General features: G+C 70.0%; 23 protein-coding genes. 12 read left to right on the top strand and 11 right to left on the bottom strand.

Annotation, left to right across the window (positions count from 1 at the left end):
- Window positions 1-999, bottom strand: coding sequence for a helix-turn-helix transcriptional regulator (locus AB0436_RS09750; protein WP_366467202.1), 999 nt, complete (start codon window positions 997-999; stop codon window positions 1-3).
- 208 nt (window positions 1,000-1,207) lie between these two features.
- On the opposite strand from AB0436_RS09750, the gene AB0436_RS09745 reads away from it, so the two are divergent.
- The 5 genes from AB0436_RS09745 (at window position 1,208) to AB0436_RS09725 (ending at window position 4,884) form a co-directional block, all read left to right on the top strand.
- A complete protein-coding gene (locus AB0436_RS09745) occupies window positions 1,208-1,519 on the top strand; it encodes a hypothetical protein (protein WP_366467201.1) in 312 nt (103 codons plus the stop codon).
- Between the two features lie 178 nt (window positions 1,520-1,697).
- Window positions 1,698-1,868 carry a hypothetical protein gene (locus AB0436_RS09740; protein ID WP_366467200.1) on the top strand — a complete coding sequence of 57 codons (171 nt, stop codon included), beginning with the start codon at window positions 1,698-1,700 and terminating at the stop codon, window positions 1,866-1,868.
- Between the two features lie 76 nt (window positions 1,869-1,944).
- Window positions 1,945-3,036 (top strand): ParB N-terminal domain-containing protein, encoded by a 1,092-nt coding sequence (locus AB0436_RS09735; protein ID WP_366467199.1) that lies wholly within the window; start codon window positions 1,945-1,947, stop codon window positions 3,034-3,036.
- A gap of 97 nt (window positions 3,037-3,133) precedes the next feature.
- A complete protein-coding gene (locus AB0436_RS09730) occupies window positions 3,134-4,603 on the top strand; it encodes a PLP-dependent aminotransferase family protein (RefSeq protein WP_366467198.1) in 1,470 nt (489 codons plus the stop codon).
- Window positions 4,600-4,884: a hypothetical protein gene (locus AB0436_RS09725; RefSeq protein ID WP_366467197.1), complete on the top strand. Its 285-nt coding sequence runs from the start codon at window positions 4,600-4,602 to the stop codon at window positions 4,882-4,884. Before AB0436_RS09730 ends, AB0436_RS09725 begins: the two co-directional genes overlap by 4 nt.
- 37 nt (window positions 4,885-4,921) lie before the next feature.
- Here AB0436_RS09725 and AB0436_RS09720 read toward each other — a convergent pair whose 3' ends face one another.
- Together AB0436_RS09720 and aspS are read right to left on the bottom strand one after the other, a co-directional pair.
- Entirely contained in the window at window positions 4,922-5,719 is a 798-nt protein-coding gene (locus AB0436_RS09720) for a L,D-transpeptidase family protein (protein WP_366467196.1), read from the bottom strand.
- A 219-nt stretch (window positions 5,720-5,938) separates the two neighbouring features.
- Window positions 5,939-7,705 (bottom strand): aspartate--tRNA ligase, encoded by a 1,767-nt coding sequence (gene aspS, locus AB0436_RS09715; protein ID WP_366467490.1) that lies wholly within the window; start codon window positions 7,703-7,705, stop codon window positions 5,939-5,941.
- 118 nt (window positions 7,706-7,823) lie between these two features.
- On the opposite strand from aspS, the gene AB0436_RS09710 reads away from it, so the two are divergent.
- A complete protein-coding gene (locus AB0436_RS09710; protein WP_366467489.1) occupies window positions 7,824-9,932 on the top strand; it encodes a SpoIIE family protein phosphatase in 2,109 nt (702 codons plus the stop codon).
- A 3-nt stretch (window positions 9,933-9,935) separates the two neighbouring features.
- Here the strand turns inward: AB0436_RS09710 and AB0436_RS09705 are convergent, their stop codons facing one another.
- Entirely contained in the window at window positions 9,936-10,895 is a 960-nt protein-coding gene (locus AB0436_RS09705) for a pirin family protein (protein ID WP_366467195.1), read from the bottom strand.
- A gap of 124 nt (window positions 10,896-11,019) precedes the next feature.
- Window positions 11,020-11,469, bottom strand: a complete 450-nt coding sequence (locus AB0436_RS09700) for an SseB family protein (protein WP_365853593.1) — start codon at window positions 11,467-11,469, stop codon at window positions 11,020-11,022.
- A gap of 153 nt (window positions 11,470-11,622) precedes the next feature.
- On the opposite strand from AB0436_RS09700, the gene AB0436_RS09695 reads away from it, so the two are divergent.
- From AB0436_RS09695 to AB0436_RS09680, 4 genes are all read left to right on the top strand, one after another.
- Window positions 11,623-13,449: an acyl-CoA dehydrogenase gene (locus AB0436_RS09695; protein ID WP_366467194.1), complete on the top strand. Its 1,827-nt coding sequence runs from the start codon at window positions 11,623-11,625 to the stop codon at window positions 13,447-13,449.
- A gap of 700 nt (window positions 13,450-14,149) precedes the next feature.
- Window positions 14,150-14,605 (top strand): hypothetical protein, encoded by a 456-nt coding sequence (locus tag AB0436_RS09690; protein ID WP_366467193.1) that lies wholly within the window; start codon window positions 14,150-14,152, stop codon window positions 14,603-14,605.
- A gap of 83 nt (window positions 14,606-14,688) precedes the next feature.
- On the top strand, window positions 14,689-15,999 hold the full coding sequence (locus AB0436_RS09685; protein ID WP_366467192.1) for a M18 family aminopeptidase: 1,311 nt from the start codon (window positions 14,689-14,691) through the stop codon (window positions 15,997-15,999).
- Between the two features lie 87 nt (window positions 16,000-16,086).
- Window positions 16,087-16,308 (top strand): DUF6458 family protein, encoded by a 222-nt coding sequence (locus tag AB0436_RS09680; RefSeq protein WP_366467191.1) that lies wholly within the window; start codon window positions 16,087-16,089, stop codon window positions 16,306-16,308.
- Between the two features lie 20 nt (window positions 16,309-16,328).
- Here the strand turns inward: AB0436_RS09680 and AB0436_RS09675 are convergent, their stop codons facing one another.
- Window positions 16,329-18,131, bottom strand: a complete 1,803-nt coding sequence (locus AB0436_RS09675) for an NHL domain-containing thioredoxin family protein (protein WP_366467190.1) — start codon at window positions 18,129-18,131, stop codon at window positions 16,329-16,331.
- An 85-nt stretch (window positions 18,132-18,216) separates the two neighbouring features.
- Here AB0436_RS09675 and AB0436_RS09670 point away from each other — a divergent pair, with 85 nt between their 5' ends.
- The gene (locus AB0436_RS09670; protein ID WP_366467189.1) at window positions 18,217-18,726 is read left to right on the top strand and encodes an LURP-one-related family protein; all 510 of its coding nucleotides are present in this window, start codon (window positions 18,217-18,219) and stop codon (window positions 18,724-18,726) included.
- A gap of 17 nt (window positions 18,727-18,743) precedes the next feature.
- Here the strand turns inward: AB0436_RS09670 and AB0436_RS09665 are convergent, their stop codons facing one another.
- Window positions 18,744-19,538 (bottom strand): carbon-nitrogen family hydrolase, encoded by a 795-nt coding sequence (locus tag AB0436_RS09665; protein ID WP_366467188.1) that lies wholly within the window; start codon window positions 19,536-19,538, stop codon window positions 18,744-18,746.
- Between the two features lie 172 nt (window positions 19,539-19,710).
- Here AB0436_RS09665 and AB0436_RS09660 point away from each other — a divergent pair, with 172 nt between their 5' ends.
- The gene (locus AB0436_RS09660; RefSeq protein ID WP_366467187.1) at window positions 19,711-20,535 is read left to right on the top strand and encodes a maleylpyruvate isomerase family mycothiol-dependent enzyme; all 825 of its coding nucleotides are present in this window, start codon (window positions 19,711-19,713) and stop codon (window positions 20,533-20,535) included.
- An 18-nt stretch (window positions 20,536-20,553) separates the two neighbouring features.
- Here AB0436_RS09660 and AB0436_RS09655 read toward each other — a convergent pair whose 3' ends face one another.
- The 4 genes from AB0436_RS09655 to AB0436_RS09640 form a co-directional block, all read right to left on the bottom strand.
- Window positions 20,554-21,846: an MFS transporter gene (locus AB0436_RS09655; protein WP_366467185.1), complete on the bottom strand. Its 1,293-nt coding sequence runs from the start codon at window positions 21,844-21,846 to the stop codon at window positions 20,554-20,556.
- Complete coding sequence (locus tag AB0436_RS09650; protein ID WP_366467184.1) at window positions 21,843-22,496, bottom strand: GntR family transcriptional regulator; 654 nt, start codon at window positions 22,494-22,496, stop codon at window positions 21,843-21,845. The genes AB0436_RS09655 and AB0436_RS09650 overlap by 4 nt, the downstream gene beginning before the upstream one ends.
- A gap of 89 nt (window positions 22,497-22,585) precedes the next feature.
- Window positions 22,586-24,049 (bottom strand): dihydrolipoamide acetyltransferase family protein, encoded by a 1,464-nt coding sequence (locus tag AB0436_RS09645; protein WP_366467182.1) that lies wholly within the window; start codon window positions 24,047-24,049, stop codon window positions 22,586-22,588.
- A gap of 14 nt (window positions 24,050-24,063) precedes the next feature.
- Entirely contained in the window at window positions 24,064-25,044 is a 981-nt protein-coding gene (locus tag AB0436_RS09640; RefSeq protein WP_366467181.1) for an alpha-ketoacid dehydrogenase subunit beta, read from the bottom strand.
- Window positions 25,045-25,046 lie beyond the last annotated feature (2 nt).

Raw genomic sequence — 25,046 nt, 5'->3', positions numbered from 1 at the left:
CTAGTCGCCGGAGGAGGGCAGGTAGCCCTTCTGCACGGCAACAACACCGGCCTGGAAGCGGCTGCGGGCATCCAGATACGCCATCAGTCCGGATGCTATCCGGCGAGCGGTCCGAGCGGATACGCCCAACCGTTTGGCGATCGCTTCGTCCGTGCACCCTCGCGCCAACAGCTTCAGTGCTTCAGACTGTTGGGGAGCGAGGCAGCCGGGATCCGGCTGCATCCGTTCCTTCAGTGGTTTCGCCGACTGCCACACGCTCTCGAACAGGGCGTGCAGCGAGGCGATCAGGCCTGGTGAGGTCAGCTGAACCGCGCCGGCAGCGGTGTTCTCGGCGTCACCCGCGATGATCGCCGATTTTCGGTCATAGATGATCATCCGGTTCGGCAACGTGGGCACCGTGCGCACCTGGCAGCCCTGCTCCACGAGCCAATGTGCGTGCCGCAGAGTCTCCGGATCGCTCCGGATGCTGTCGAGGTACACGGTGCGCATCCGCACACCGCGTTCCAGCAACTGCTGGTTGAGCGGCCGGGACGCCTGCATATTCGCGGGAGTCTGCGGGCCGCCGGCTGCGAAGGTCAGCAACTCCTCGGTGACCTGGTCGCGCAGGGTGGCGAGGTGGTCTCGGATGGAGTCCAGGCCTTCCAGGTGCCGCACTCCCGGAGCGGCGGCACTGGGCCGGCGCTGATCGTCGTACTCCAGGATCAGTTTCGCGGCGGCCGCCCGGCTCGCCTCGAGCCGTTGCTGCTGTGCGGCCAGCTGGTCCTGCTGCCGGGCGAGCAGTAGTTCCATGCCGACATGGGGACTGACGGCATGGAGCTGACCCGGGGCCTCGGCGGAGACGCGTACCAGCGCCATCTCACTGAGCCGGTCCAGCGCACCCCGCACCTCCTGCTCGGACAGCTGGAGTCGGGCACAGAGGTCGGCCACTCCCTGGGGGCGGTCCAGCATCCCCCTGTAAACGGATTCTGCGACGGCGTCAAGACCGAGAAGCGAAAGCATCAGTCGGGCAGCTCCGGTTCCGTGTCCAGAAGTCGATGAAACCAAGACGGCCGGTGGGGCCGGCATCGCTGAGAGTTGCTTGACGGTACGTGCTACCGGGTGCGGGAGCAAGTGGTCCCCCGCGATGGGCCGTTGCGGGCGCCGCGCCACGTCCTCCCGGTCATTCCCGTCCGCCGATAACGCTCCTGAACGAATTCAAGGTCGCATCATGTATCTCGTCCACGTGCATCTCCGGACACACCCACGCGGTGAATACCTTCCGGAATGGACTGCTCCGGCCCTTGCCCACTGTGCTGCCGGCTTCGACGGGTTCGAGCATGTCACCGTGCACGCGGCCGAGGGGCCGCACCCGGTCATCGGGCTCTACCTGCGGGCGCCTTCCCTGGAAGAGGCCGAATCGGCCGCCGAGGGGCTCTGGTGGTCCGCGTGGTCCACTCATCACCGGCTGCGCGACTGGGAGTTCGTGCGGGCCGAGGTCCCGTTGTTGATGCCCGAGGTCAACCCCCGGCCCAGGGACTGAGACGGCCACGGGTGCGTTTTGCGCTTTCTTGACCCGATCCGGACCCGGTCAAGAGGAAAGCTGGACTGAGTATGCCAAGGCCGGTTTGACCCGGCCGAAGGCCCTTTCGTGAGCCGACGAATGACGGCAACACTCTTACTCGTCAGCGAAAGCAGGGCCCACCGAAAGGTTACGAACAATGTCTCGGAAGTTCTCCGTCAAGGTTATTCGTGGCGTCGTCGTGGCGAGCATCATGGTGATGAGCGCGGGCATCACCGCGGCCGCAGCCGACGCCGCGCCCTCCGCGACCGTTTCGGCCGGCGCCGCATCGTCCTTGGTCAACACCGCGGACGACCTCGGCTGGCAGTGACACGGGCCGGATGCGACCGTCTCGGCCGAAACCGCTTCTCATGGCTTTGCCCGGCGCGTGACCAGGGGGAGACATCATGGATCGAGGAAATGCGGATTACCTGATCAGGCTGCGCGACAGGGAATTGCTCGATCAACCGGTCGAATACATTCCGCTTGAGCGGCTTGTCATTGACTTCTCGCCGCGGATCGACGGCGAGGACGAGGATTACGTACGGACGCTGGCTGAAACGGAGTCAGACCTCCCGCCCATCCTCGTGCACCGCACCACCATGACCGTCGTCGACGGTGTGCACCGACTGCGTGCGGCCGCTCTCAGCGGAGACCAGCGCATCGCAGTGCGGTTCTTCGACGGCGATCGGGCCGACGCACTGCTCCTCTCGGTGGCGACCAACATCGCGCAGGGGCGCCCGCTCTCGGCGGCCGACCGGACAGCGGCAGCGGAACGCATCTTCGCCTCCCATCCCCAGTGGTCGGACCGGGCGGTGGCAGCGGTCACCGGACTGTCCACGCGGAAGGTGGGCCGACTGCGCGAAGGAACGGCAGCCGCGGCGAGCGGGCACCGGATCGGCCGGGACGGCCGGGCACGCCCCGTCGACTCCTCCCGCGGCCGGGAACTGGCCGGGGAGATCATCAGGAACGATCCCGGTGCCTCACTCCGCCAGATCGCGGCTCGGGTCGGCCTGTCGCCGGCCACCGTCGCCGACGTACGGGACCGGCTGCGCCGCGGCGAGAACCCGGTGCCTTCCGGACGACGGATCTCCGCGGCCTCCGCGGACTCCGGAGACGGCGCAGACTCCGGGTCGGGCGCTCCGCCGCTTCCGCTGCCGGTACGGATACCGACAGCGCGCCCGGCGCCACGCAGGACGCCGGAGGCCGTCGCCCCCGCCGAACTCCTGAAGATCTTCGACTCGTTGCGGCGTGATCCCTCCCTGCGGTTCAGCGAGTCGGGACGCAATGTCCTGCGGATGCTGGATGCCTGCGCGCTCGTCGCACGGGACCGCCGGAAGATCGCGGCCACCGTCCCGTCGCACTGCAAGGAACCGATGGCGCTGCTTGCCCACGGCTACGCAGGGGTCTGGCGCATGCTCGCAGGCGACCTGGAGGAGGCCGAAACGGAGGGGCTCCGCCCGGCGGAGGCCGGTGAGGCGACCTCGATCGGCGCGTGACCCGGCGCGTGAGCCCCGGCGCGTGATCCCTGGCGCAGGAGCCCGGGCAACCAGGAGAAAACAGGGGGAATCAGGGGTAATCAGGGGGGGGGAAGGCATGGCCGCTCCACAGAACGGCGTCGCAGCACATCGGCTGGCACAGCTGATCGGCGAGTGGCGGCAGGGCGAAGGCAGCGCCTACCAGCTGCTGGCCACCTCCGTACGGAATCTTGTGCAGCAGGGCCGGCTCCCGGTGGCGATCCGGATGCCGGCCGAGCGGGAGCTGGCCGCGGCCCTTACGGTGAGCCGGACCACGGTGTCCGCCGCCTACGAACAGCTGGGCGTGCAGGGCTATATGACGGCGCGCCGGGGCTCCGGCAGCTATGTGAACCGTCCACCCGGCCACCCGGCTTCCCTGCGGCGCGCGCTCGTCCCGCCGGACCTGGACGGAGCCGTCGACCTGAGCACGGCTGCGATGTCCGCGCCGGAGCCATGGCTCTCCCGGGCCCTGGCGGCGGCCGGGGACGAACTCCCCTGGTACGCCCGCACCCAGGTCGGTTCACCGGGCGGGTTGTGGGGGCTGCGTCAGATGATCGCGGCCAGATACGAGCAGCGGGGGCTGGCCACGGAGCCCGACCAGATCTTGGTCACCCGGGGAGCGACCGACGCGTATGCGCTGCTCCTGCAGGAGTTCGCCGCCGCGGGAGAACGCATCGCTGTGGAGTCTCCCGGCTGTCCGGGCCGGCTACGGGCGCTGCGCTCGAACGGCGCCCATGTGGTGTCCGTGCCGTTGCCGGACGAGGGCTGGTCCACCGCTGCCTGGGCGGGCATGCTGCGCGCATCCGCACCCCTGCTGGCCTGTCTGACGCCGGACTTCCACGATCCGACCGGACGGCTGATGCCCGAGGAGCAGCGGCGCGAACTGGTCGCGCTGGCTGCTTCCGCCGGGGTGACGCTGCTCGCCGACGAGAGCATGGCCGAGTTGTCACTCGATCCGGCGGGCCCCGGAGGGCAGGTCCTCCCGCTCGCCGCTTCCGACCGGGGCGGCACGGTGATCACGGTCGGCTCGGCGTCCAAGGCGTTCTGGGGCGGGCTGCGCATCGGCTGGATCCGGGCCACCGCGGAACTCGTCCGCCGGCTGACGGACCGACGGGCGGGGCTGAACATCGGCCCACCGGTCCTCACTCAGCTGGCCGTCCGTCACCTCCTGCTCGACGGAGTCCTGGCGGATGTGCTGGCGTTTCAGCGGGGCCGGGCACGGGTCCAGCGGGACTCGCTCACGGCGGCCGTACGCACCCGACTGCCCGGGTGGACCTTCCGGGTGCCCGACGGCGGACTCGCGCTGTGGGTGCGTACCGGTGGAGCACCGGCCGCCGAGGTCACCGCCGCCGCCCAGCGAACGGGAGTCCGGCTGCATGCCGGGCCCCGGTTCGCTGCGGAAGGCGGGTCCCTGGACGGCTTCGTCCGCCTCGCCTTCGCTCAGCCCCCGGAGGTCGTCGAAGAGGCAGTCCGGCGCATCGCCGGCCACGTTCCGCTGCTCGGCCGGGCCGGGGAGCTCACCGAAACCACAGGAGGAACCGCGTCATGAAGCTACAGCTCGAGGCTCCGCTCACCCAGGAGATATCCGGCGTCGTCGACGCCATGGTGACCACCAACCGGGGCACCGACGGCAGCCTGGCGTTCCATCTCGTCGTCGGCCCGGCGGACCACCCCCAGGAGTGCGACCGGATCGAGTTCGTCCTCGGCCCGGAACACGCCAGAGCGCTGTTCGGCTCGATGAGCGACTGGTCCGGACCGGCTTCCCACGGATCTCCGCCGATGCCCTGCCGGGTCGGCGTGGAGCTGAACACAGGCTCGATGGCGCGCTGAGGGCGACGGCGGGTTCCGGGCCGCTCGGTACGCCGCTTCACTTTTGCAGCGTCGCGGCGTCCCCCATCACCACCACCGGCTTCTTGGCCGGGTCCAGCCAGCGCAGCAGTTGCTTCATCCGGGACTCGGACAGCGACACGCAACCATGGGTCGGACCACCGTGGTCCACGTGGAACCAGATGCCGCCGCCCCGGCCCGCGCCCAGCGGACGGGTCCAGTCGAGCGGGGTGGTGCCGGGCTTCCGGTTGTAGTTGATCGCGACCACGTAGTCGAAGGCGCCGGCCAGCGACTCCCCCTTGAAGCCGGTGCCGTGGGCGACGAACCCGGGCCCCCTGTCGTACGGGAGCCGGGTGCCCGGATCGGCCCTGCGGCCGCCGGCGTCGGTCAGCCCGAAGACGCCCTCCGGCGAACGGAGGTCGCCGACCCGGTGGTGCTCGCTCCAGCCGTTCAGGGCGTTGTGCGCCGACCAGGGGTCACCGGCCTGCTGCCAGCCCTTGTCGGGATCACGGGTGTAGAGCACGACGGTGGAGCGACTGGTGTCGTGGCCCTCGCCGGTGACGACGACGGCCTGGTCCGCCGAGTCCGGGATCTGCCCGCGGGTATGTGGCCCCAGCGAGGGGATCTCCTGCGGGGCCGCGGGCACCTCGGCCCGCGCGGCCAACGGGCGGGGCGCGGACTTCCCGGCGTGGCTGCCGCCGTCCGCGGCCGTCCGGCCCGCCCCGTCGGCGGCAGGTGACGGGGCGCCCGCGCAGCCGGACAGCAGCATCCCGGTGGACAGGAGAGCGGCAGCCACGAGGGAGCCTCTGCGCGACGGCACAGGCAGGGACACAGACATCGACGGGCCTTTCATTTCACTTCTCGGTGTGGTGCGTGGTGCGGAATGCGGCGTCGGCCGGGGCCGGACGGCATCCTGTTCCTTCTTCCACGCCTGTCTAACGCGCCGGGAAGCCGATCATGTTGCCCGTGACACGAAAGAGGGGCTCAAGCCGAGGGCTGCCACGCAGAATGCGAACGGGACCCCGGCCTCCGGGGTCCCGTTCGTTTCGCTCGTCCGCTACTTGTCCGCGACCGGCTTGCGCAGCTGGATGTTGAGCTCCCGCAGCCGGCTCTCGTCGAGCACCGTGGGCGCGCCCATCATCAGGTCCTGCGCGTTTCCGTTGAGCGGGAACGCGATCGTCTCGCGGATGTTCGGCTCGTCGGCGAGCAGCATCACGATCCGGTCCACGCCCGGGGCGATGCCACCGTGCGGCGGGGCGCCGAGACGGAAGGCGCGGAGCATGCCGGCGAACTCGTGCTCGACGGTCTCGCGGTCATAGCCGGCGATCTCGAAGGCCTTCAGCATCAGCTCGGGCTCGTGGTTGCGGATCGCGCCGGAGGACAGCTCGATGCCGTTGCAGACGATGTCGTACTGCCAGGCGAGGATGTCCAGCGGGTCCTCGGTCTCCAGGGCCTGCAGGCCGCCCTGGGGCATCGAGAAGGGGTTGTGCGAGAAGTCGATCTTCCCGGTCTCCTCGTCCTTCTCGTACATCGGGAAGTCGACGATCCAGCAGAACCGGAAGACGCCCTCCTCGAAGTGACCGGCGCGCCGGGCGGCCTCGACGCGCACCGCCGACATGATCTTCGAGACCTCGTCGAACTCGCCCGCGCCGAAGAAGACCGCGTGGCCCGGCTTGAGCTCCAGGCGCTCGGTGAGGGCGGCGATGTCTTCCTCGGTGAGGAACTTGGCGATCGGCCCGGCCAGTGCCCCGTCGTCGCCGACCCGCACCCAGGCCAGGCCCTTGGCGCCCTGCTCGACCGCGTACGCACCGAGTCCGTCGAAGAACTTGCGGGACTGGCCGGCGGTGTCCGGGACCGGCAGCGCGCGGACGTGCTTGCCGGCGAAGGCCTTGAAACCGGAGTCCGCGAACACGTCCGAGACGTCGACGAGTTCGAGCTTGGCGCGCAGGTCCGGCTTGTCGTTGCCGTACTTCAGCATCGACTCGCGGAACGGGATGCGGGGGAACGGCGAGGTGACGTGCCGGCCGTTGCCGAACTCCTCGAAGAGCTCGGTCATCAGCTTCTCGATCGGCTGGAAGACGTCCTCCTGCTCGACGAAGCTCATCTCGACGTCGAGCTGGTAGAACTCGCCGGGCGAGCGGTCCGCCCGCGCGTCCTCGTCACGGAAGCACGGCGCGATCTGGAAGTACCGGTCGAAGCCGGAGATCATCAGCAGCTGCTTGAACTGCTGCGGCGCCTGCGGCAGGGCATAGAACTTGCCCGGGTGCAGCCGGGAGGGGACCACGAAGTCACGGGCGCCCTCGGGGGAGGTCGCGGTGAGGATCGGGGTCGCCATCTCGTTGAAGCCCAGCGCCGTCATCTTGTTCCGCATGGCGGAGATGACCGCGGTGCGCAGCATGATATTGCGGTGCATCCGCTCGCGACGCAGGTCCAGGAAGCGGTACTCCAGACGCCGCTCCTCGTTGACGCCGTCATCGGCGTTGATGGTGAAGGGCAGCGGAGCGGCGGCGCCCAGCAGCTCGACCTCGGACACCTCGACCTCGACCTCGCCGGTGGGCAGGTCCGGGTTGATGTTCTCGGTTCCACGTGAAACAACCTGGCCGTCGACCCGGACGGTGGACTCCTTGGAGAGCTTGTCCAGGGCCGCATACGCGGGGGTGCCGGGGCGGGCGACGAGCTGCGTGATGCCGTGGTGGTCGCGCAGATCGATGAAGAGGATGCCGCCCAGGTCTCGGCGATTGTGCAGCCAGCCGCTCAGCCGGACGTCGGAGCCGACGTCGGAGGCACGGAGCTCACCGCACGTGTGGGACCTGTACCGATGCATCATTCATCCAGTTCTTCGCGAGACAGGCGGGAAAGGGTGTAGCGCAGACCAGAGTACCGCCGGGCACCGGGTGCCCCTTCGGTGGCGGTCGGTCCGGCAACCTTCTTAAATGAGGGCAATGCACACCGAGGATGTCCTGGCCGCCCTCGCCACCGGGGTCTGGCACTGGGACACCGCATCCGGGATGGTCCGTGTCGATGCCGAAGCCGCCCGGCTCCTCGGAATGCCTCCCGAGCCGCTCACTCTCAGCGAGGCGGCCGCACGCTCCCGCTTCCACCCGGTCGACTGGAACGAGATCAACGGGATCGTCACGCTGGCGGTGTCCGAAGGCACCCTGGCGGAGGCCAGGCTGCGCATCGTGGACGAATCCGGCCGGGTGCTGCGCACCGTGCGCAGCCGTTCCAAACCCACCGCCAACGGTGACGACTACGTCCTGATCGGCACCCTCCAGGAAGTAGCCGAGCCGCCGCCGGGCACCGCGGCAAACACCCCGGTCACCGGCGACTGGCGGCGCTCCCGGGAGGCCTTCCTGCTGGACGCCGGGCGGGCGCTGGCCGAGGCCGGGTCGACCGAGGCGGTGATGCGGGTGGCCGCATCGCTGTCCATGCCCGGCTTCGAACCGGACGGTCTCGCGGTCTTCGGCATCACCGGCGACTGGCTGACCCTGATCGGCCACCACGGACAGTCCTCCGCCACGGCGGGGCCGCTCGCGGAGTTCCCGATGAGCACGGCCGTCGACTACCCGGCCGCCGAGGTGGCCAGGACCGGCCAGGCCATCTATCTGCCGACCCCCGACTCGTATCGCGAGCGCTATCCCGCCGTCTGGCCGGCCGTGGAGGCCTACCACCGGCAGTCCTGGGCCTTCATCCCGCTGCTCGACGGGGGGGTGACCATCGGCGCCTGGATGGCCGCCTTCGCCTATCCGGTCAGTTTCTCGCCCGAGGAACGCTCGGTGCTGACGACGGTCGCCCGGATGCTGGCCCAGGCACTGGCCCGCGCCGGGGTCGCGGACAACGAACGGGAGCTGTCGCTCGGGCTGCAGCGTTCGATGATGCCGGCGCTGGGCCCCGGCATCCCGGGGGTGAAGGTCGCCGCCCGCTATGTGCCGACCGGCGGCGGACTGCAGGTCGGCGGCGACTGGTACGACATGATCCCGCTGCCGGGCGCCGTCGCCGGAGCCGCCGGCAAGGGTGCCGGCCGGGTCGCGCTGGTGATCGGTGACGTACAGGGCCACGACGTACGAGCCGCGGGGCTGATGGGACAACTGCGGATCGCGTTGCGCGCCTACGCCTCCGAGGGCCACCCGCCCGACGCGGTGCTCTCCCGGGCGTCCCGCTTTCTCTACGGCATCACCGACGCCAACGACGAGGGGGACGCCTCCAGTCAGCGCTTCGCGACCTGCCTCTACGTCGAGGTCGACCCGGCGACGGGCACCCTGGACATCGCCCGGGCCGGCCACCCCGATCCGACGGTCCGGACGGCCGACGGCACGGTGCTGGCACGGCCGGTGGACGGCGGGCTGCCGCTGGGCATAGAACCGGACACCGACTATCCGACGAGCCGGCTGGTACTGCAGCCGGGCGAGACCCTGATGATCTGCACCGACGGACTGATCGAGACCGGCGGCCACGACCTCGAGACGGGCTGGGCCCGGATCCACAAGACGCTGGAGCAGCACGCCGACGACAATCTGGAGTCGCTCGTCGAAGCGCTGGTGCAGACGGTCCACGGGCCGCCCGAACGCCACCACACCGGCCCGCTCTCCGACCGCCGGGAGGACGACATCGCGGTCCTGCTGATGCAGCGCACCGGGGAACCGGTACGCGGCGGCGCACCGCGCCGCACCGTCCTGACCGTCGCCCAGGCGCAGCCCGAGCGGGTCTCGACGGCCCGGCGTCAGCTGCGGGAGCTGCTGCACGACTGGGCGGATCCCGAACAGGCCGACTCGGCCGTGCTGATGGTCTCCGAAATGATGACCAACGTCCTCGTCCACACGGACGGGGACGCGGTGCTGTCCGCCGAGGTCTCCGGCGAGCCCGGCGTCCGGCGCCTGCGGGTCGAGGTGGCGGACGCCAGCGACGAACTGCCGCACAAGCGGCGGCCCGGCGAGCTGGCTTCGTCGGGCCGGGGCCTGATGCTGATGGAGGGGCTGGCGGACCGGTGGGGGGTGGACCCCCGGGGCTCGGGGAAGTCGACGTGGTTCGAGCTCTACGAGCCGCCGGGGTAGTTGCTACGCCATCCCGTGGACGGCCGGGACCCTGCCGAGCCGCCCCCGCTGGAAGTCCTCGAAGGCCTGCCGCAGCTCGGCCTCACTGTTCATCACGAACGGACCGTAGTGCGCCATCGGCTCCCGGATGGGCCGACCACCCAACAGCACGACCTCCAGGTCCGGCGCCTTCGCGTCCTGCGTCGCGTCCGCCCGGACGGTGAGCGAGGACCCGTCCCCGAAGACCGCCGTCTGCCCGGTACGGACCGGACGCCGGTCGGCGCCCACCGCCCCGCGCCCCGCCATGACATACGCCAGGCCGTTGAAGTCCTCACGCCACGGCAGCGTGACCTCGGCCCCCGGCCGCACGGTCGCGTGGATCATCGTGATCGGGGTGTGGGTGATGCCCGGACCCTGGTGCCCGGCCAGCTCGCCCGCGATGACCCGCAGCAGCGCGCCGCCGTCCGGCGAGGTGAGCAGCTGCACCTGGCCGCCGCCGATGTCCTGATAGCGGGGGGCCATCATCTTGTCGGCGGCCGGGAGGTTCACCCACAGCTGGAGGCCGTGGAAGAGACCGCCGCTCATGACCAGCGTCTCCGGCGGCGCCTCGATGTGCAACAGGCCGGCGCCCGCGGTCATCCACTGGGTGTCGCCGTCGTTGATCGTGCCGCCGCCACCATGGGAGTCCTGGTGGACGAAGGTTCCGTCAATCAGGTACGTCACGGTCTCGAAACCGCGGTGCGGGTGCCACGGGGTGCCCTTCGGCTCACCCGGTGCGTACTCCACCTCACCCATCTGGTCCATCATGATGAACGGGTCGAGGAACTGGTAGTTGATCCCGGCGAAGGCACGGCGCACCGGGAAACCCTCGCCCTCGAAGCCCGCCGGCGCGGTGGAAACCGTCAGCACGGGGCGCGGCACGGCGTCGGCCGGCGCGACGACGCGCGGCAGGGTCAACGGATTCTCGACGGTCACGGCAGGCATGGCGGCCCTCCTAGCAGGGATGCTCGTCGTTCAAAGTAGTTGAATGGTGAACATCTAGCAAACCGCAGTCATTCCCGGGCGGCCCGTCCGGAAGAGTCCTCAGCCGTCTGCGCGGCAAGGGCGGCTAGCCGTACATGCGGCGCATCGCGAAGTCGACCATCTGCTCCACGGCCTTCGCGTCGAACACCATCCGGTGCTCGCCCTCCATATCGAGGACGAAGCCGTACCCGGTGGGCAGCAGGTCGATCACCTCGGCGCCGGTGATCACAAAGTACTTGGACTCCTTGCCCGCGTACTTACGCAGTTCTTTCAGCGAGGTGAACATCGGGATCACCGGCTGCTGCGTGTTGTGCAGGGCGAGGAACCCGGGGTTGTCCCCGCGCGGGCAGTAGACCTTCGAGGTGGCGAAGATCTGCTGGAAGTCCTCGGCGGCCAGCGACCCGGTGGTGAAAGCCCGCACCCCGTCGGCGAGCGAGGGCGGTGACGGCTCGGGGTACAGCGGCTGATCGCCGTAGCCGGACTGCGGGGCGGCGTACTGCTGCTGGGCGCCCTGGTTCTGGTCGTAGCCGTACATGCGCGCAAGAGTACTGAGAAAAAGGCCACCGCCGCAGAGCCGGTCTCGTCACACTTGCCCGATAGGGCTTGCATTTTGTTACTGACGGGTAGCATCATCGTGGCTACTTGCTGGTAATTCACTACGGGTACGCGTTACGAGAGGGCCGTCGCCATGGGGCACTACAAGTCGAATCTCCGCGACATCGAGTTCAACCTCTTCGAGGTCCTCGGCCGCGACAAGCTGTACGGCACCGGCCCGTTCGCGGAGATGGACGTCGAGACCGCGAAGAGCATCCTCGACGAGGTCGCGCGCCTCGCCGAGAACGAGCTCGCCGAGTCCTACGCGGACGCGGACCGCAACCCGCCGGTCTTCGACCCGGAGACCAACACGGCCCCCGTACCCGACACCTTCAAGAAGTCGTACCAGGCCTTCATGGACTCCGAGTACTGGCGTCTGGGCCTGCCCGAGGAGATCGGCGGCACCACCTCGCCGCGCTCGCTGATCTGGGCGTACGCGGAGCTGCTGCTCGGCGCCAACCCGGCGGTGTGGATGTACTCCTCGGGCCCGGCGTTCGCGGGCATCCTCTTCGAGGAGGGCACCGACGAGCAGAAGAAGATCGCCGAGATAGCGGTCGACAAGCAGTGGGGCTCCACCATGGTCCTCACCGAGCCGGACGCCGGCTCGGACGTCGGCGCCGGCCGGACGAAGGCCGTGCAGCAGGACGACGGCTCCTGGCACATCGAGGGCGTCAAGCGCTTCATCACCTCGGGCGAGCACGACATGTCCGAGAACATCATTCACTACGTACTGGCGCGCCCCGAGGGCGCGGGCCCCGGCACCAAGGGCCTCTCCCTCTTCATGGTCCCGAAGTTCGAGTTCGACTGGACCACCGGCGAGCTGGGCGAGCGCAACGGCGTCTACGCGACCAACGTCGAGCACAAGATGGGCCTCAAGGCCTCCAACACCTGTGAGATGACCTTCGGCGACCAACACCCCGCCAAGGGCTGGCTGATCGGTGACAAGCACGAGGGCATCCGCCAGATGTTCCGCATCATCGAGTTCGCCCGGATGATGGTCGGCACCAAGGCCATCGCCACCCTGTCGACCGGCTACCTGAACGCGCTGGAGTACGCCAAGGAGCGCGTCCAGGGCCCCGACCTCGCGCAGTTCATGGACAAGTCCGCGCCCAAGGTGACCATCACGCACCACCCGGACGTGCGCCGCTCGCTGATGACGCAGAAGGCGTACGCCGAGGGCATGCGCACCCTGGTGCTCTACACCGCCTCGGTCCAGGACGCGATCCAGGAGCAGGAGGCGGCCGGCGAGGACGCCAAGGCGCTGCACGGCCTCAACGACCTGCTGCTGCCGATCGTCAAGGGCTACGGCTCGGAGAAGTCCTACGAGCAGCTCGCCCAGTCGCTGCAGACCTTCGGCGGCTCCGGCTACCTGCAGGAGTACCCGGTCGAGCAGTACATCCGGGACGCCAAGATCGACACCCTCTACGAGGGCACCACCGCGATCCAGGGCCAGGACTTCTTCTTCCGGAAGATCGTCCGCGACCAGGGCGCGGCGCTGAACACGCTGTCCGAGGAGATCAAGAAGTTCCTGGCGGTCGGCCCCGGCGGCGAGGAGCTGGAGGCCGCCCGCGAGCAGCTGGCCAAGGCCGCGGTGGACCTGGAGGCGATCGTCTCCACGATGATCACCGACCTCACCGCGACCGGTGAGGACGTCAAGAACATCTACAAGGTGGGCCTCAACACCACCCGGCTGCTGATGGCCTCCGGTGACGTGGTGGTCGGCTACCTGCTGCTGAAGGGCGCCGCGGTGGCCGCCGAGAAGCTGCCGACCGCCGCCGCCAAGGACAAGAACTTCTACCAGGGCAAGATCGCGGCCGCGAAGTTCTTCGCCGCCGACGTCCTGCCGGGCGTGGGCGTGCAGCGCGCGCTGGCCGAGACCGTCGACAACTCCCTGATGGAGCTCGACGAGGCCGCGTTCTGAGCCGTCGCTCCTGACACCCTCCGGCCACGGGCCGGGACGCCTTCCTCACCGAGGCGTCCCGGCCCGTTCGCGTGGTCCGCGTCTCACAAGGTGAGACATAACCCGGCCGGATTTCATCGACGGCGAGCACAGTTCGTTCGCCCCCCGATGATCCCCCCGACTCACCCACATGCCCGCCTCACCCACGTGCCCGCCACCGAAAAGGACGGTGCTCCGATGCCGCTCCATGAACAAGACAACCCAGCCGCTGACCTCTTCGGCCCCGAGCTGTCCCGCACCATGAACGCGGCACTCGGCGGTCTTCCGGTGCAGACCGAACTGCTGGTCAGCGGGGTGGTCGTGCGGGGGCGTCGTACTCGGCGCAGGCGCCGGGCCGCAGCGTGGGGCACGGCGGGCACCGCCCTCACCGCCCTCACCGCCTTCGCGGTCATCACGGCGCTGCCGGGCCCCGGTGCCGGCAGCAACACGGCGTCCGGGGTGCGTATCCCGGACTTCGCTCCCGCGGCGGCCCAGGCCTCACCGCCCGCGGGCAAGGAGGCGCTGACCGACGCCGCGACCACCACCGTCCTGAGGGACCTGCTGCCGTCCGGCCTCGGCAGGTACGCGGCCGCCTGGCAGGACAGACCCCCGGTACCGCTCCGTCCAGACGTCCGCCAGGCTCACCTTCCTGCCGGACAAGAGCAGCGTCGGGGTCCGCGTCATGGGCGGCTTCGCCTACCCGCCCGGGGCCTCGGAGCCGGGCCCCGGCAAGGAGGCAGGTCCGCCGGACAGCACGTCCGGCAAGCCCGGAAACCACAGCAAGAAGGACACGCTGCGCACCGACGCGGGAGGCCCGGCCAAGCAGGTGCACATCACCAGCAGCAACGAACTGCGCCAGATCTACACCTGTGACCCGCACGCGTCGGGGCAGCAGCACTCCGACTGCCGGCTGACCACCCTCAAGGACGGCGCCGTCCTGCTCGTCCGCTCCGACACCTCGCCCGCCGCGCCCACCAGGACCGCCGATCTGCTCCGCCCCGACGGCACCCGGGTGGTGGTCGCCGCCGTCGGCGGCTCGCTCACCGAGGCCCAGTTGCGTACCATCGCCGCCAGCCCACGCTGGCAACAGTGGGTCGCACCGGCCGTGAACGACAAAGCGGCCGGGAAGACCCCATAGGTGGATCAGCGGGTCCAACGGCCCCGCGGCCCCGCCCTATTCCGGAGGGCAGGGCCGCGGTTTTGGTCGTTAGGCTGGCAGCCATGAGCACACCCGCCCGCTTCGACCGCGGCCACACCGACGACTTGATGACCTTCCTGGCGGCCGGCCCGTCGCCGTACCACGCCGTGGCGAACGCCGCCGAGCGCCTGGAGAAGGCGGGCTTCCGGCAGGTCGCGGAGACCGATGCCTGGGACGCCTCCACGGGTGGGAAGTACGTGCTGCGCGGGGGCGCGATCATCGCCTGGTACGTGCCGGAGAACGCCCGGCCGCACACCCCGTTCCGTATCGTCGGCGCGCACACCGACTCGCCCAACCTCCGGGTGAAGCCGCTGCCGGACTCCGGCAGTGACGGCTGGCGCCAGGTGGCCGTCGAGGTGTACGGCGGGACGCTGCTCAACACCTGGCTGGACCGTGATCTGGGCCTGGCCGGCCGGCTCACCCTGCGCGACGGCAGCCACCGGCTGGTCAACGTGGACCGGCCGCTGCTGCGCGTTCCGCAGCTCGCCATCCACCTGGACCGGTCCGTCCACACCGACGGCCTCAAGCTCGACAAGCAGCGTCATATGCAGCCGATCTGGGGGCTGGGCGATGTCGAGGAGGGCGACCTGATCCGCTTCGTCGCCGAGGAGGCCGGAGTCACCGCCGACGAGGTCACCGGCTGGGACCTGATGGTGCACGCCATCGAGGCACCCGCCTACCTGGGCCGTGATCAGGAGCTGCTCGCGGGTCCCCGGATGGACAACCTGCTCTCGGTGCACGCCGCGACGGCCGCGCTCGCCGCGGTGGCCACCGCGGACTCCGCCGGCTCCGGCGGTGGGCTCCCCTGCATCCCCGTGCTGGCCGCCTTCGACCACGAGGAGAACGGCTCCCAGTCCGACACCGGCGCGGACGGCCCGCTGCTCGGCACCGTGCTGGAGCGTTCGGTCTTCGCCCGCGGGGGCAGCTATGAGGACAAGGCCCGCGCCTTCCCGGGCGCCGTCTGCCTCTCCTCCGACACCGGCCACGCGGTGCACCCCAACTACAGCGAGCGGCACGACCCGACGCACCATCCGCGCGCCAACGGCGGACCGATCCTCAAGGTCAACGTCAACATGCGGTACGCGACGGACGGCAGCGGCCGTGCGGTCTTCGCCGAGGCCTGCGAGAAGTCCGGCGTCCCCATGCAGAACTTCGTCTCCAACAACTCGATGCCCTGCGGCACCACCATCGGCCCGATCACCGCCGCCCGGCACGGCATCCGGACGGTGGACATCGGCGTCGCGATCCTCTCGATGCACAGCGCCCGCGAACTCTGCGGCGCCGATGACCCGTACCACCTGGCCAACGCACTGACCGCGTTCCTGGAAGGCTGAAGTCGGGCGTACTGATTGGCTGTTCCGACCCGGGGTACGCGCCCTTCAGGACCGGAACAGCCAATTCGACGCCGGAGGCGATTACTGATGGGCCTGGGCGGCTGCATCATCCTTCTCGTGGTGGGGGCCATCCTCACCTTCGCGACCGACTGGCACCTGAACAGCGTCAACCTCGACCTGGTCGGTGTGATCATGATGCTGGTCGGCATCATCGGCATCGCGGTGTACACCAGCGTCCTGCGCCGTCGCCGGCCGACGATGCCCACGTCAACCACCGTGGTCGAGGACGACCACCACCACCTGGGCTGACACCCCCGGGGAGGTGCGCATCAGCCATCCATCCCGGCAAGCACCAGCGGCAGCCGGGGCGTTCCCTCCTCCGTGACACGGACGGGGACGCCCCAGTCCTGCTGGTGCACATGGCAGGCCGGGTACTCATTGTCAGGATCGTCGTCGCAGGACGCGGCCATCGCCGACACATGCAGCACGCCCTCGGTGACCGCCGGGTCGAGTTCCAGGTCCCGGAACAGATCCGTACCGGCGCCGCCCCCGGCCGCCAGCAGCTCGGGCGGGGTCGACGAGACCAGCAGCCGGGTCGACGGCCCATACCGCAGATCCAGCTTCTGCCCGGCGGGCGCCTGGAAGATCACATCGACCCGGAGCTTCCCCGGGGCCACATCGGTGGCGGCCCGCTGGGTCCGGTGCGCGACGCTCTCCACCCGTACGGCCTCCTCGGGCAGCCGCAACCGGGTCAGCCGGTGCCGCGCGGACTCCACGACCACGATGTCGTCCCCGACCAGCACCGCGTCGCTCGGCTCCCGCAAGTCGGTGGCCAGCGTGGTCACTTCACCGGTGGCCGGATCGTAGCGGCGCAGCGCGTGGTTGTACGTGTCGGACACGGCGACCGAACCGTCCGGCAGCGCGGTCACCCCCAAGGGGTGCTGCAGCAAGGCCTGTTCGGCGTTGCCGTCCCGGTGCCCGAAGTCGAAAAGCCCGGTGCCCACGGCGGTGTGCACCGCGCCTTCCGGGTCGATCCAGCGCAGCGCGGACGTCTCCGAGTCGGCGATCCACAGCCGGTCCCCCGCGGCCGAAAGCCCCGACGGCTGAGCGAACCACGCCTCGGCGGCGGGCCCGTCCACCAGCCCCTCGTTGGTGGTCCCGGCCGCGACCTCGACGGTCCGTGTCTCCGGGTCGTACGTCCACAGCTGGTGGACACCGGCCATCGCGATCCACAACCGCCCGCCGAACCAGGCCACATCCCACGGCGACGACAGATCCACTTCCCGGGCCGGCCCACTGGTCGGCGACCCCTGCCACCACTGCTTCCCGGTCCCCGCGATCCGCGCGATCTCACCGCTCCGCGGGTCGTACGTCCGGATCGCGTGGTTGACCGTATCCGCGACCGCGACCTTCCCGTCCGGCAGCAGCGCCAGCCCCTGCGGCTCGTTGAACACCCCGTCGCCGCCGATCCGCCGTACGACGCTCTCGCCGTCCGGCTCCAGCTCGACCAGCTGATGCCGGGTGGTGTCCGACACGAGCAGATTTTCGCTCGGCAGCGCGATCACCTTCCCCGGGAACCGCAGATCGGTGGCCACCGGCTCCGGCGCGACGTACGGCGCGTCCCCGCGCCGGAGCGTGCCCTTGGCCGCGTGCGCGGCCTCCAGCTCCTCGACCAGCTTCTCGATGGCGTGCGCATGCCCCTCGCCGGCGTGCTGCGCGACGACGTACCCCTCGGGGTCGATGACGACGAGCGTCGGCCAGGCGCGGACCGCGTACTGCTTCCAGGTGGCCAGCTCCGGGTCGTCCAGCACGGGGTGCTGCACGCCGTACCGCTCGACCGCGTCGACCACGGCCTGGTGCTCGGCCTCGTGCACGAACTTCGGGGAGTGCACGCCGATGATCACGACGGTGTCGCCGTGCTGCTGCTCCAGCTCGCGCAGCTCGTCGAGGACGTGCAGGCAGTTGATGCAGCAAAACGTCCAAAAATCGAGAACAACGATGCGTCCCCGCAGGTCAGCGAGGGTGAGCTCGTTGCCTCCTGTATTGAGCCAGCCGCCCTTGCCGATCAGCTCGGGGGCACGGACGCGGGCACGGCGGGGCGCGGGGGTGTGCGCCGGGGCGGCATCGTTCATGGTTCAAGGGTGCCATCCCACCGGGTGTGTCCCGGGGCTCCCTGCCTCCTGATGCGGCGCGGGCGTCAGCGGTAACGTCGGCCGCATGAAATTCCTCGTGCGCGAACGCATCTTCGACATCGGCGACGACTTCTGGATCGAGGACGAGAACGGCGACAAGGCGTACCTCGTCGACGGCAAGGTCCTCCGGATCCGCGACACCATGGAACTCAAGGACCTCGACGGGCGGGTGCTGATCACGATCAAGGAGAAGCTGATCTCCGTTCGGGACACCATGACCCTGGAGCGGGACGGGGAGCCGCTCGCGACCATCCGGAAGAAGCAGCTCACCGTGCTGCACCATCACTACCTGGTGAAGATGGCCGACGGCACCGAGCTGGACGTCAGCGGGAACATCCTGGACCGCGAGTTCGCGATCGAGTACCAGAACGAGCTGCTGGCCGACATCTCCAAGAAGTGGTTCACGATGCGCGACGCCTACGCGGTGAACGTGGTCCGGGAGGACTCGGATCCGGCGCTGCTCATCGCCGTCGCCGTTTCGGTGATCCACATGCTGGAGAAGGACCAGGAGAAGGAAGGCAGGCACGACGGCTAGCCCGCCGGAGCCCGGCGTCAGCGTCCGGGCAGTGCGAGGCCGAGCCTGCGGTCCTTGAGGGCGGGGAACTGGTCGCGGGTCCGGGCCACCAGGGCCGGGTCGAGATCCACCGTCAGGACCTCCTCGTCGGCGCCCGCCTCGGCCAGCACCTCGCCCCAGGGGTCGACCACGATGCTGTGGCCCGCCTGCTGGACCCCGGCATGAGTACCGGCCGAGCCGCAGGCCAGCACGTACGACTGGTTCTCCACCGCGCGGGCCTGGGCCAGCAGCGTCCAGTGCGCGCGGCGCCGCTCGGGCCAGCCGGCCGGGACGACGAGCAGCTGGGCTCCGGCGTCGACCAGGGCGCGGAAGAGTTCCGGGAAGCGGAGGTCGTAACAGGTGGCCAGGCCGAGGGTGGCGGTCGGCAGGGACACGGTCACCAGTTCGGCGCCGGCCGCCATCAGGGTCGCCTCGCCCTTGTCGAAGCCGAAGCGGTGGATCTTGCGGTAGACGGCTGCGGCCTCGCCGTCGGGGGAGAAGACCAGGGAGGTGTTGTAGAGGAGCCCGTCGGGGTCCCGCTCCACGATCGAGCCCGCATGCAGCCAGACCCCTGCCGCGCGGGCCGCCTCGGACATCGCCCGGTACGTCGGGCCCTCCAGTGGCTCCGCCTCGTCCACGAAGGACTCGTAGGCGAAGGCGCCCACCGGCCAGAGTTCGGGGAGCACCACCAGATCGGCCTCCGACTGTTCCCGCACCAGAGCGGCGGCTCGCAGTCGGCGCGCGGCGGGGTTTTCCCCCGGGTTTACGGCGATCTGGATGAGAGAGGCGCGCACACTACCACCGTCCTGGCATTCGAGCCGTCAACGCGGGCCTACGATCGTCACACGAAAGCACTGCAGGGGTGCCACTGGGCAGCGTACTGTGCCTTTTCGGGGGACGCCCCCAGGACCCCCAGCAGCACACCAGCCCGCCGCCGTACCGCAGAACACCGCTCCGAGGGGTCCCGTGACTGTCCATCCCACACTTCAGACCTACGCCGATGCCTGGACCCACTCCGTAGAAGCCATATCCGAACTGGTGGGACCGCTCGTCGAGGGCGAGTGGAATCGCGGTACGCCCTGCCCAAACTGGTCCGTGCGCGACATCGTCTCGCACATCATCGGCATGGAGAGCGAGCAGTTGGGCGACCCCCGCCCCATTCACTCGCTGCCGCGCGACCTCTTCCACGTGAAGACCGAGCACCAGCGGTACATGGAGATGCAGGTCGACGTGCGGCGTCACCACACCGCGCCGGAGATGACCGCGGACCTGGAGTACACGATCATCCGGCGCTCGCGGCAGCTGCGGAACGAAACCCGGGCCCCGGACACCCTGGTGCGTGCGCCGCTCGGCGCCGAGCACACCCTGGAAAAGGCGCTGCGCATGCGGGCGTTCGACGTGTGGGTGCACGAGCAGGACCTGCGCACCACGCTGGGCAAGCCCGGCCACTTGGACTCGCCCGGTGCTCAGGTCGCCCGCAGCGTCCTGGTGGAGGCGCTGCCGAAGGTGGTCGCCAAGGACGCAGGAGCTCCGCCGAATTCGGCGGTCGTCCTCGATGTCACCGGCGCCGTCGAGTTCATGCGTACGGTCCGGGTGGACGCGGACGGCCGCGGCACGGTCGACGGCACGCCGTCGCTGGGGCCCGTGGTGACGATCGCGATGGACTGGGAAACGTACTTCAGGCTGGCCTGCGGACGGGTCGCGCTCGCGGCGGTCGCGGACGAGATCAAGGCCGAGGGCGACCAGGAGCTGGCCGCGGCGATCCTCCAGTCCTTCGCCGTCACCCCCTGACCGTGCCGCGACGCACGGTCAGGCGGGCACGTGCACCGCTTGCACCCGGCTGGTCACCAGCCGCTCGGACTCCCGGCGCGCGGTGCGGCGGCGCAGCCGGAGGATCTGCGTGACACCCAGCGCCTCCAGCACGAAGACGGAGCAGAAGGCGATCCGGTAGTTGTCGCCGGTGGCGTCCAGCAGGACGCCGACCGCGAGCAGCGTCGTCATGGAGGCGGTGAAGCCGCCCATGTTGACGATGCCGGATGCGGTGCCCTGCCGCTCCGGCGGGTTCGCGGGCCGGGCGAAGTCGAAGCCGATCATCGAGGCGGGACCGCAGGCGCCGAGCACCGCGCACAGGGTGAGCAGCAGCCACATCGGGGCGTGGTCGCCGGGATAGGCGAGGGTGCAGGCCCAGAGCAGGGCGGTGGCGCCCACCGTGGACAGCGCGATGGGGGCGCGGGCTCCTTGGTGGCGGGCAATGATCTGCCCGTACGCCAGGCCGACCACCATGTTGGAGACCACGATCAGGGTGAGCAGTTCACCCGCGATGGGCCGGGAGAGCCCCTCGGCCTGGACGAGGAAGGGCATCCCCCAGAGCAGCAGGAAGAACATCGCCGGGAACTGCGTGGTGAAGTGCACCCACATCCCGAGCCGGGTGCCGGGCTCGCGCCAGGACGCGACGATCTGCCGTCGGACGAAGGCGGCCCCGGCGTGCTGGGCGGGCGGTGGCTCATAGCCCTCGGGGTGGTCCTTGAGGAGCAGCAACATCACCACCAGGATGAACACGCCGGCCAGCGAACTGCCGGCGAAGGTGGTGGTCCAGCCGAGGGTGTGCAGCGTCCGGGAGATGACCACGGTCGAGACCAGGTTGCCCGCCATGCCGACCAGGCCGGCCAGCTGGGCGATCATCGGACCGCGCCGGACGGGGAACCAGCGAGTGCCGAGGCGCAGCACGCTGATGAAGGTCATCGCATCACCGCAGCCGAGCAGGGCGCGGGAGGCGAGGGCTGTTCCGTACGTGGGGGACAGAGCGAAGCCGAGCTGTCCGAGGGTGAACAGCACCACGCCGATGGTCAGCACCTTCTTGGTGCCGAGCCGGTCGACGAGTAGCCCGACCGGGATCTGCATCCCGGCATAGACCAGCAGCTGAAGTATCGAGAAGGTGGACAGGGCCGACGCGTTGACGTGGAAGCGGTCGGCGGCGTCCAGACCCGCCACGCCCAGACTGGTACGGAAGACGATCGCCACGAAGTAGACGGCGACGCCGACCCCCCACACGACGACGGCACGCCGGCCCCCGGGCGGATCGCCGGGCAGCACCGCGCTCATCGGACCTCACCCCGGGCCAGGTTCCGCACCCGGGAGACGTGCCGGCGGACGACGCCGACGGCGCCGTCGGCGTCCCCGCCGCGCAGCGCTTCCAGGATCTCGCGGTGCTCGGCCAGCGTCGTGGCGGTCCGGTCGGGGTGCGCGTGGAGGACTGCGACGCCCATCCGCAGCTGCCGGTCCCGCAGCTGGTCGTAGAGGCGCGAAAGGATCTCGTTCCCGGCGTTGCGCACGATCTCCGCGTGGAAGCACCGGTCGGTGACCGCGGCTCCGGCCAGATCGCCCGACTCCACCTGCGCGATCTGCTCGGCCAGCAGCTCGGCCAGCCGCTCGATCAGCTGCGGGCTCGCCGGCACGGCCTTGCGCGCGGCGAACTCCTCGACGAGCAGCCTGGTCTCGACCACGTCGTGGATCTCCTGCGCGGAGACGGCGCGGACCAGCGCGCCCTTCTTCGGGTACAGCTTGATGAGCCCCTCGACCTCCAGCTTGAGCAGCGCCTCCCGTACCGGGGTGCGGGAGACGCCGACGGCCTCGGCGAGCTCGCCCTCGGTGAGGAGGGTCCCGCCCTCGTAGCGGCGGTCGAGCACGGCCTGCTTGATGTGCGCGTAGACACGCTCGGCGGCGGGGGGCTGCTTCAGTGGGGCGATGGGCATGCGCACAGCATAGATACAACAGGTACGCAACAGACAGCCCCGTCCACATCGCGGGACGGGGCTGTCTGCGCTGACCTGCTTTGCGGCGTTTAGGCCCAGGTGATCAGGCGCTTCGGCTGCTCCAGGATCGCCGCCACATCGGCGAGCACCTTGGAGCCCAGCTCGCCGTCGACGAGCCGGTGGTCGAAGGAGAGCGCCAGGGTGGTGACCTGCCGGGGCTTGACCTTGCCCTTGTGGACCCACGGCTGGAGCTTGATCGCACCGACCGCGAGGATCGCGGACTCGCCCGGGTTGAGGATCGGCGTGCCCGTGTCGACGCCGAAGACGCCGACATTGGTGATGGTCACCGTGCCGCCCTGCATCGCCGCCGGGGAGGTCCTGCCCTCGCGGGCCGTGGAGACCAGCTCGCCCAGTGCCCCGGCCAGCTCGGGCAGGGTCTTGGCGTGCGCGTCCTTGATGTTCGGGACGAGCAGACCGCGCGGGGTGGCCGCGGCGATGCCCAGGTTGACGTAGTGCTTCTGCACGATCTCCTGGTTCGCCTCGTCCCACGCGGCGTTGACCTCGGGGTTGCGCTTGATCGCGACCAGCAGCGCCTTGGCGATCAGCAGCAGCGGGTTCACCCGCAGGCCCTCGAAGGCCCGGTCACCCTTGAGCTCGGCGACGAGCTTCATGGTGCGGGTGACGTCGAGCGTGACGAACTCGGTGACATGCGGTGCGCTGAAGGCGCTGTCGACCATCGCCTGCGCGGTGGCCTTCCGTACGCCCTTGACCGGGATGCGGGTCTCCCGGGCTTCGCCGCCGAGCGTGGTGGCGGCTGTCGTGGCGGCCGTCGTGCCCGCTGCGGGTTCCGCCGCCGGCACCGGCTCGGTCGCCCGCACCGCGGGCTCCGCCGCCGCGTGGACGTCCTCACGGGTGATGATGCCGTCCGGGCCGGTGGGCCTGACGGTCGTCAGGTCGATGCCCAGGTCCTTGGCCAGCTTGCGGACCGGGGGCTTGGCGAGCGGGCGCGCCGTGGAATGCCCGTTCACCGGCTCCTGCGGCGCCGCGTCGGCGGGCGGCGCGTAGTAGGTGCCCGCCGGGGCTGCCTCCGGCGCGGCGGTGGCCGCGCCCTTGCGGGGGCGGCGCTTGGTCGAGGACTCGGCGACGCCGTACCCCACCAGCACCGGCTGGCGGGCAGGCGGCGCGGCCTGCTCCCCGGCCTGCGGCGCCGGCTGCTGCTCGGCCTGGGACGGAACCGCGGCGGCTTCGGCCTCGGCGGGCGCCGATCCGGGCGCCACGTCCACCGTGATGATCACCTGTCCGACGTCGACCGTGGTGCCCTCGGGGAAACGCAGCTCGTGCACCACCCCGTCGAAGGGGATGGGCAGCTCGACGGCGGCCTTGGCCGTCTCGACCTCGCACACCACCTGGCCGTCGGTCACCGTGTCGCCGGGGGCGACGTACCACTTGAGGATCTCCGCCTCGGTGAGTCCCTCGCCCACGTCGGGCATCTTGAACTCGCGGACGGGGGACCCGCCGGACGGAGTCCGGGCGGACGTCGCTGTATCAGTCATGGTCACGGCGCTCCTCAGTACGCAAGCGAGCGGTCGACGGCGTCGAGCACCCGGTCCAGGCCCGGCAGGTACTCGTCCTCCAGGCGGGCCGGCGGGTACGGCGTGTGGAACCCGCCGACCCTCAGTACCGGTGCTTCGAGGTGGTAGAAACTCCGCTCGGTGATCCGGGCGGCGATTTCCGAACCGGTACCCAGGAATACCGGAGCCTCATGCACCACGACCAGCCTGCCGGTCTTCTCGACCGAGGTCTGCACGGTGTCGAAGTCGATCGGCGACATCGAGCGCAGATCGACGACCTCCAGCGACTTGCCCTCCTCGGCGGCCGCCGCCGCGGCTTCCAGACAGACCTTCACCATCGGACCGTAAGCGGCGAGCGTCAGATCCGAGCCCTGCTGGACGACCTTCGCCTTGTGCAGCGGGTGCGGGATCGCCTCGACGTCGAGCTCGCCCTTGTCCCAGTAACGCCGCTTCGGCTCGAAGAAGATGATCGGGTCGTCGCTCTGGATGGCCTGCTGCATCATCCAGTACGCGTCCGACGCGTTGGACGGCGAGACCACCTTCAGCCCCGCGACGTGCGCGAAGAGCGCCTCGGGCGACTCACTGTGGTGTTCCACCGCTCCGATGCCGCCGCCGTACGGGATCCGGACGACGACCGGCATTTTGACCTTGCCGAGCGCGCGGGCGTGCATCTTCGCGAGCTGGGTGACGATCTGGTCGTACGCGGGGAAGACGAAACCGTCGAACTGGATCTCCACGACCGGGCGGTAGCCGCGCAGGGCCAGGCCGATCGCCGTACCGACGATGCCGGACTCGGCGAGCGGGGTGTCGATGACCCGGTCCTCGCCGAAGTCCTTCTGCAGGCCGTCCGTGATCCGGAAGACGCCGCCGAGCTTGCCGACGTCCTCACCCATGATGAGGACCTTGGGGTCGGTGTCGAGCGCCTTGCGCAGCGACTCGTTGAGCGCCTTGGCGATGCTCATGCTGGTTGCGGCCATGA

The organism is Streptomyces sp. NPDC051322 (assembly GCF_040689485.1).
Lineage (GTDB): Bacteria > Actinomycetota > Actinomycetes > Streptomycetales > Streptomycetaceae > Streptomyces.
Note: the sequence above shows the minus strand (reverse complement) of the source record. Positions and strands in the feature narration are given on the sequence as shown.

Excerpts from the sequence above, each read along its gene's own strand:
- AB0436_RS09750 (WP_366467202.1), bottom strand. The coding sequence starts at position 999 with ATGCTTTCGCTTCTCGGTCTTGACGCCGTCGCAGAATCCGTTTACAGG.
- AB0436_RS09745 (WP_366467201.1), top strand. The coding sequence starts at position 1,208 with ATGTATCTCGTCCACGTGCATCTCCGGACACACCCACGCGGTGAATAC.
- AB0436_RS09740 (WP_366467200.1), top strand. The coding sequence starts at position 1,698 with ATGTCTCGGAAGTTCTCCGTCAAGGTTATTCGTGGCGTCGTCGTGGCG.
- AB0436_RS09735 (WP_366467199.1), top strand. The coding sequence starts at position 1,945 with ATGGATCGAGGAAATGCGGATTACCTGATCAGGCTGCGCGACAGGGAA.
- AB0436_RS09730 (WP_366467198.1), top strand. The coding sequence starts at position 3,134 with ATGGCCGCTCCACAGAACGGCGTCGCAGCACATCGGCTGGCACAGCTG.
- AB0436_RS09725 (WP_366467197.1), top strand. The coding sequence starts at position 4,600 with ATGAAGCTACAGCTCGAGGCTCCGCTCACCCAGGAGATATCCGGCGTC.
- AB0436_RS09720 (WP_366467196.1), bottom strand. The coding sequence starts at position 5,719 with ATGTCTGTGTCCCTGCCTGTGCCGTCGCGCAGAGGCTCCCTCGTGGCT.
- aspS (WP_366467490.1), bottom strand. The coding sequence starts at position 7,705 with ATGCATCGGTACAGGTCCCACACGTGCGGTGAGCTCCGTGCCTCCGAC.
- AB0436_RS09710 (WP_366467489.1), top strand. The coding sequence starts at position 7,824 with ATGCACACCGAGGATGTCCTGGCCGCCCTCGCCACCGGGGTCTGGCAC.
- AB0436_RS09705 (WP_366467195.1), bottom strand. The coding sequence starts at position 10,895 with ATGCCTGCCGTGACCGTCGAGAATCCGTTGACCCTGCCGCGCGTCGTC.
- AB0436_RS09700 (WP_365853593.1), bottom strand. The coding sequence starts at position 11,469 with ATGTACGGCTACGACCAGAACCAGGGCGCCCAGCAGCAGTACGCCGCC.
- AB0436_RS09695 (WP_366467194.1), top strand. The coding sequence starts at position 11,623 with ATGGGGCACTACAAGTCGAATCTCCGCGACATCGAGTTCAACCTCTTC.
- AB0436_RS09690 (WP_366467193.1), top strand. The coding sequence starts at position 14,150 with ATGGGCGGCTTCGCCTACCCGCCCGGGGCCTCGGAGCCGGGCCCCGGC.
- AB0436_RS09685 (WP_366467192.1), top strand. The coding sequence starts at position 14,689 with ATGAGCACACCCGCCCGCTTCGACCGCGGCCACACCGACGACTTGATG.
- AB0436_RS09680 (WP_366467191.1), top strand. The coding sequence starts at position 16,087 with ATGGGCCTGGGCGGCTGCATCATCCTTCTCGTGGTGGGGGCCATCCTC.
- AB0436_RS09675 (WP_366467190.1), bottom strand. The coding sequence starts at position 18,131 with ATGAACGATGCCGCCCCGGCGCACACCCCCGCGCCCCGCCGTGCCCGC.
- AB0436_RS09670 (WP_366467189.1), top strand. The coding sequence starts at position 18,217 with ATGAAATTCCTCGTGCGCGAACGCATCTTCGACATCGGCGACGACTTC.
- AB0436_RS09655 (WP_366467185.1), bottom strand. The coding sequence starts at position 21,846 with ATGAGCGCGGTGCTGCCCGGCGATCCGCCCGGGGGCCGGCGTGCCGTC.
- AB0436_RS09650 (WP_366467184.1), bottom strand. The coding sequence starts at position 22,496 with ATGCCCATCGCCCCACTGAAGCAGCCCCCCGCCGCCGAGCGTGTCTAC.
- AB0436_RS09645 (WP_366467182.1), bottom strand. The coding sequence starts at position 24,049 with ATGACTGATACAGCGACGTCCGCCCGGACTCCGTCCGGCGGGTCCCCC.
- AB0436_RS09640 (WP_366467181.1), bottom strand. The coding sequence starts at position 25,044 with ATGGCCGCAACCAGCATGAGCATCGCCAAGGCGCTCAACGAGTCGCTG.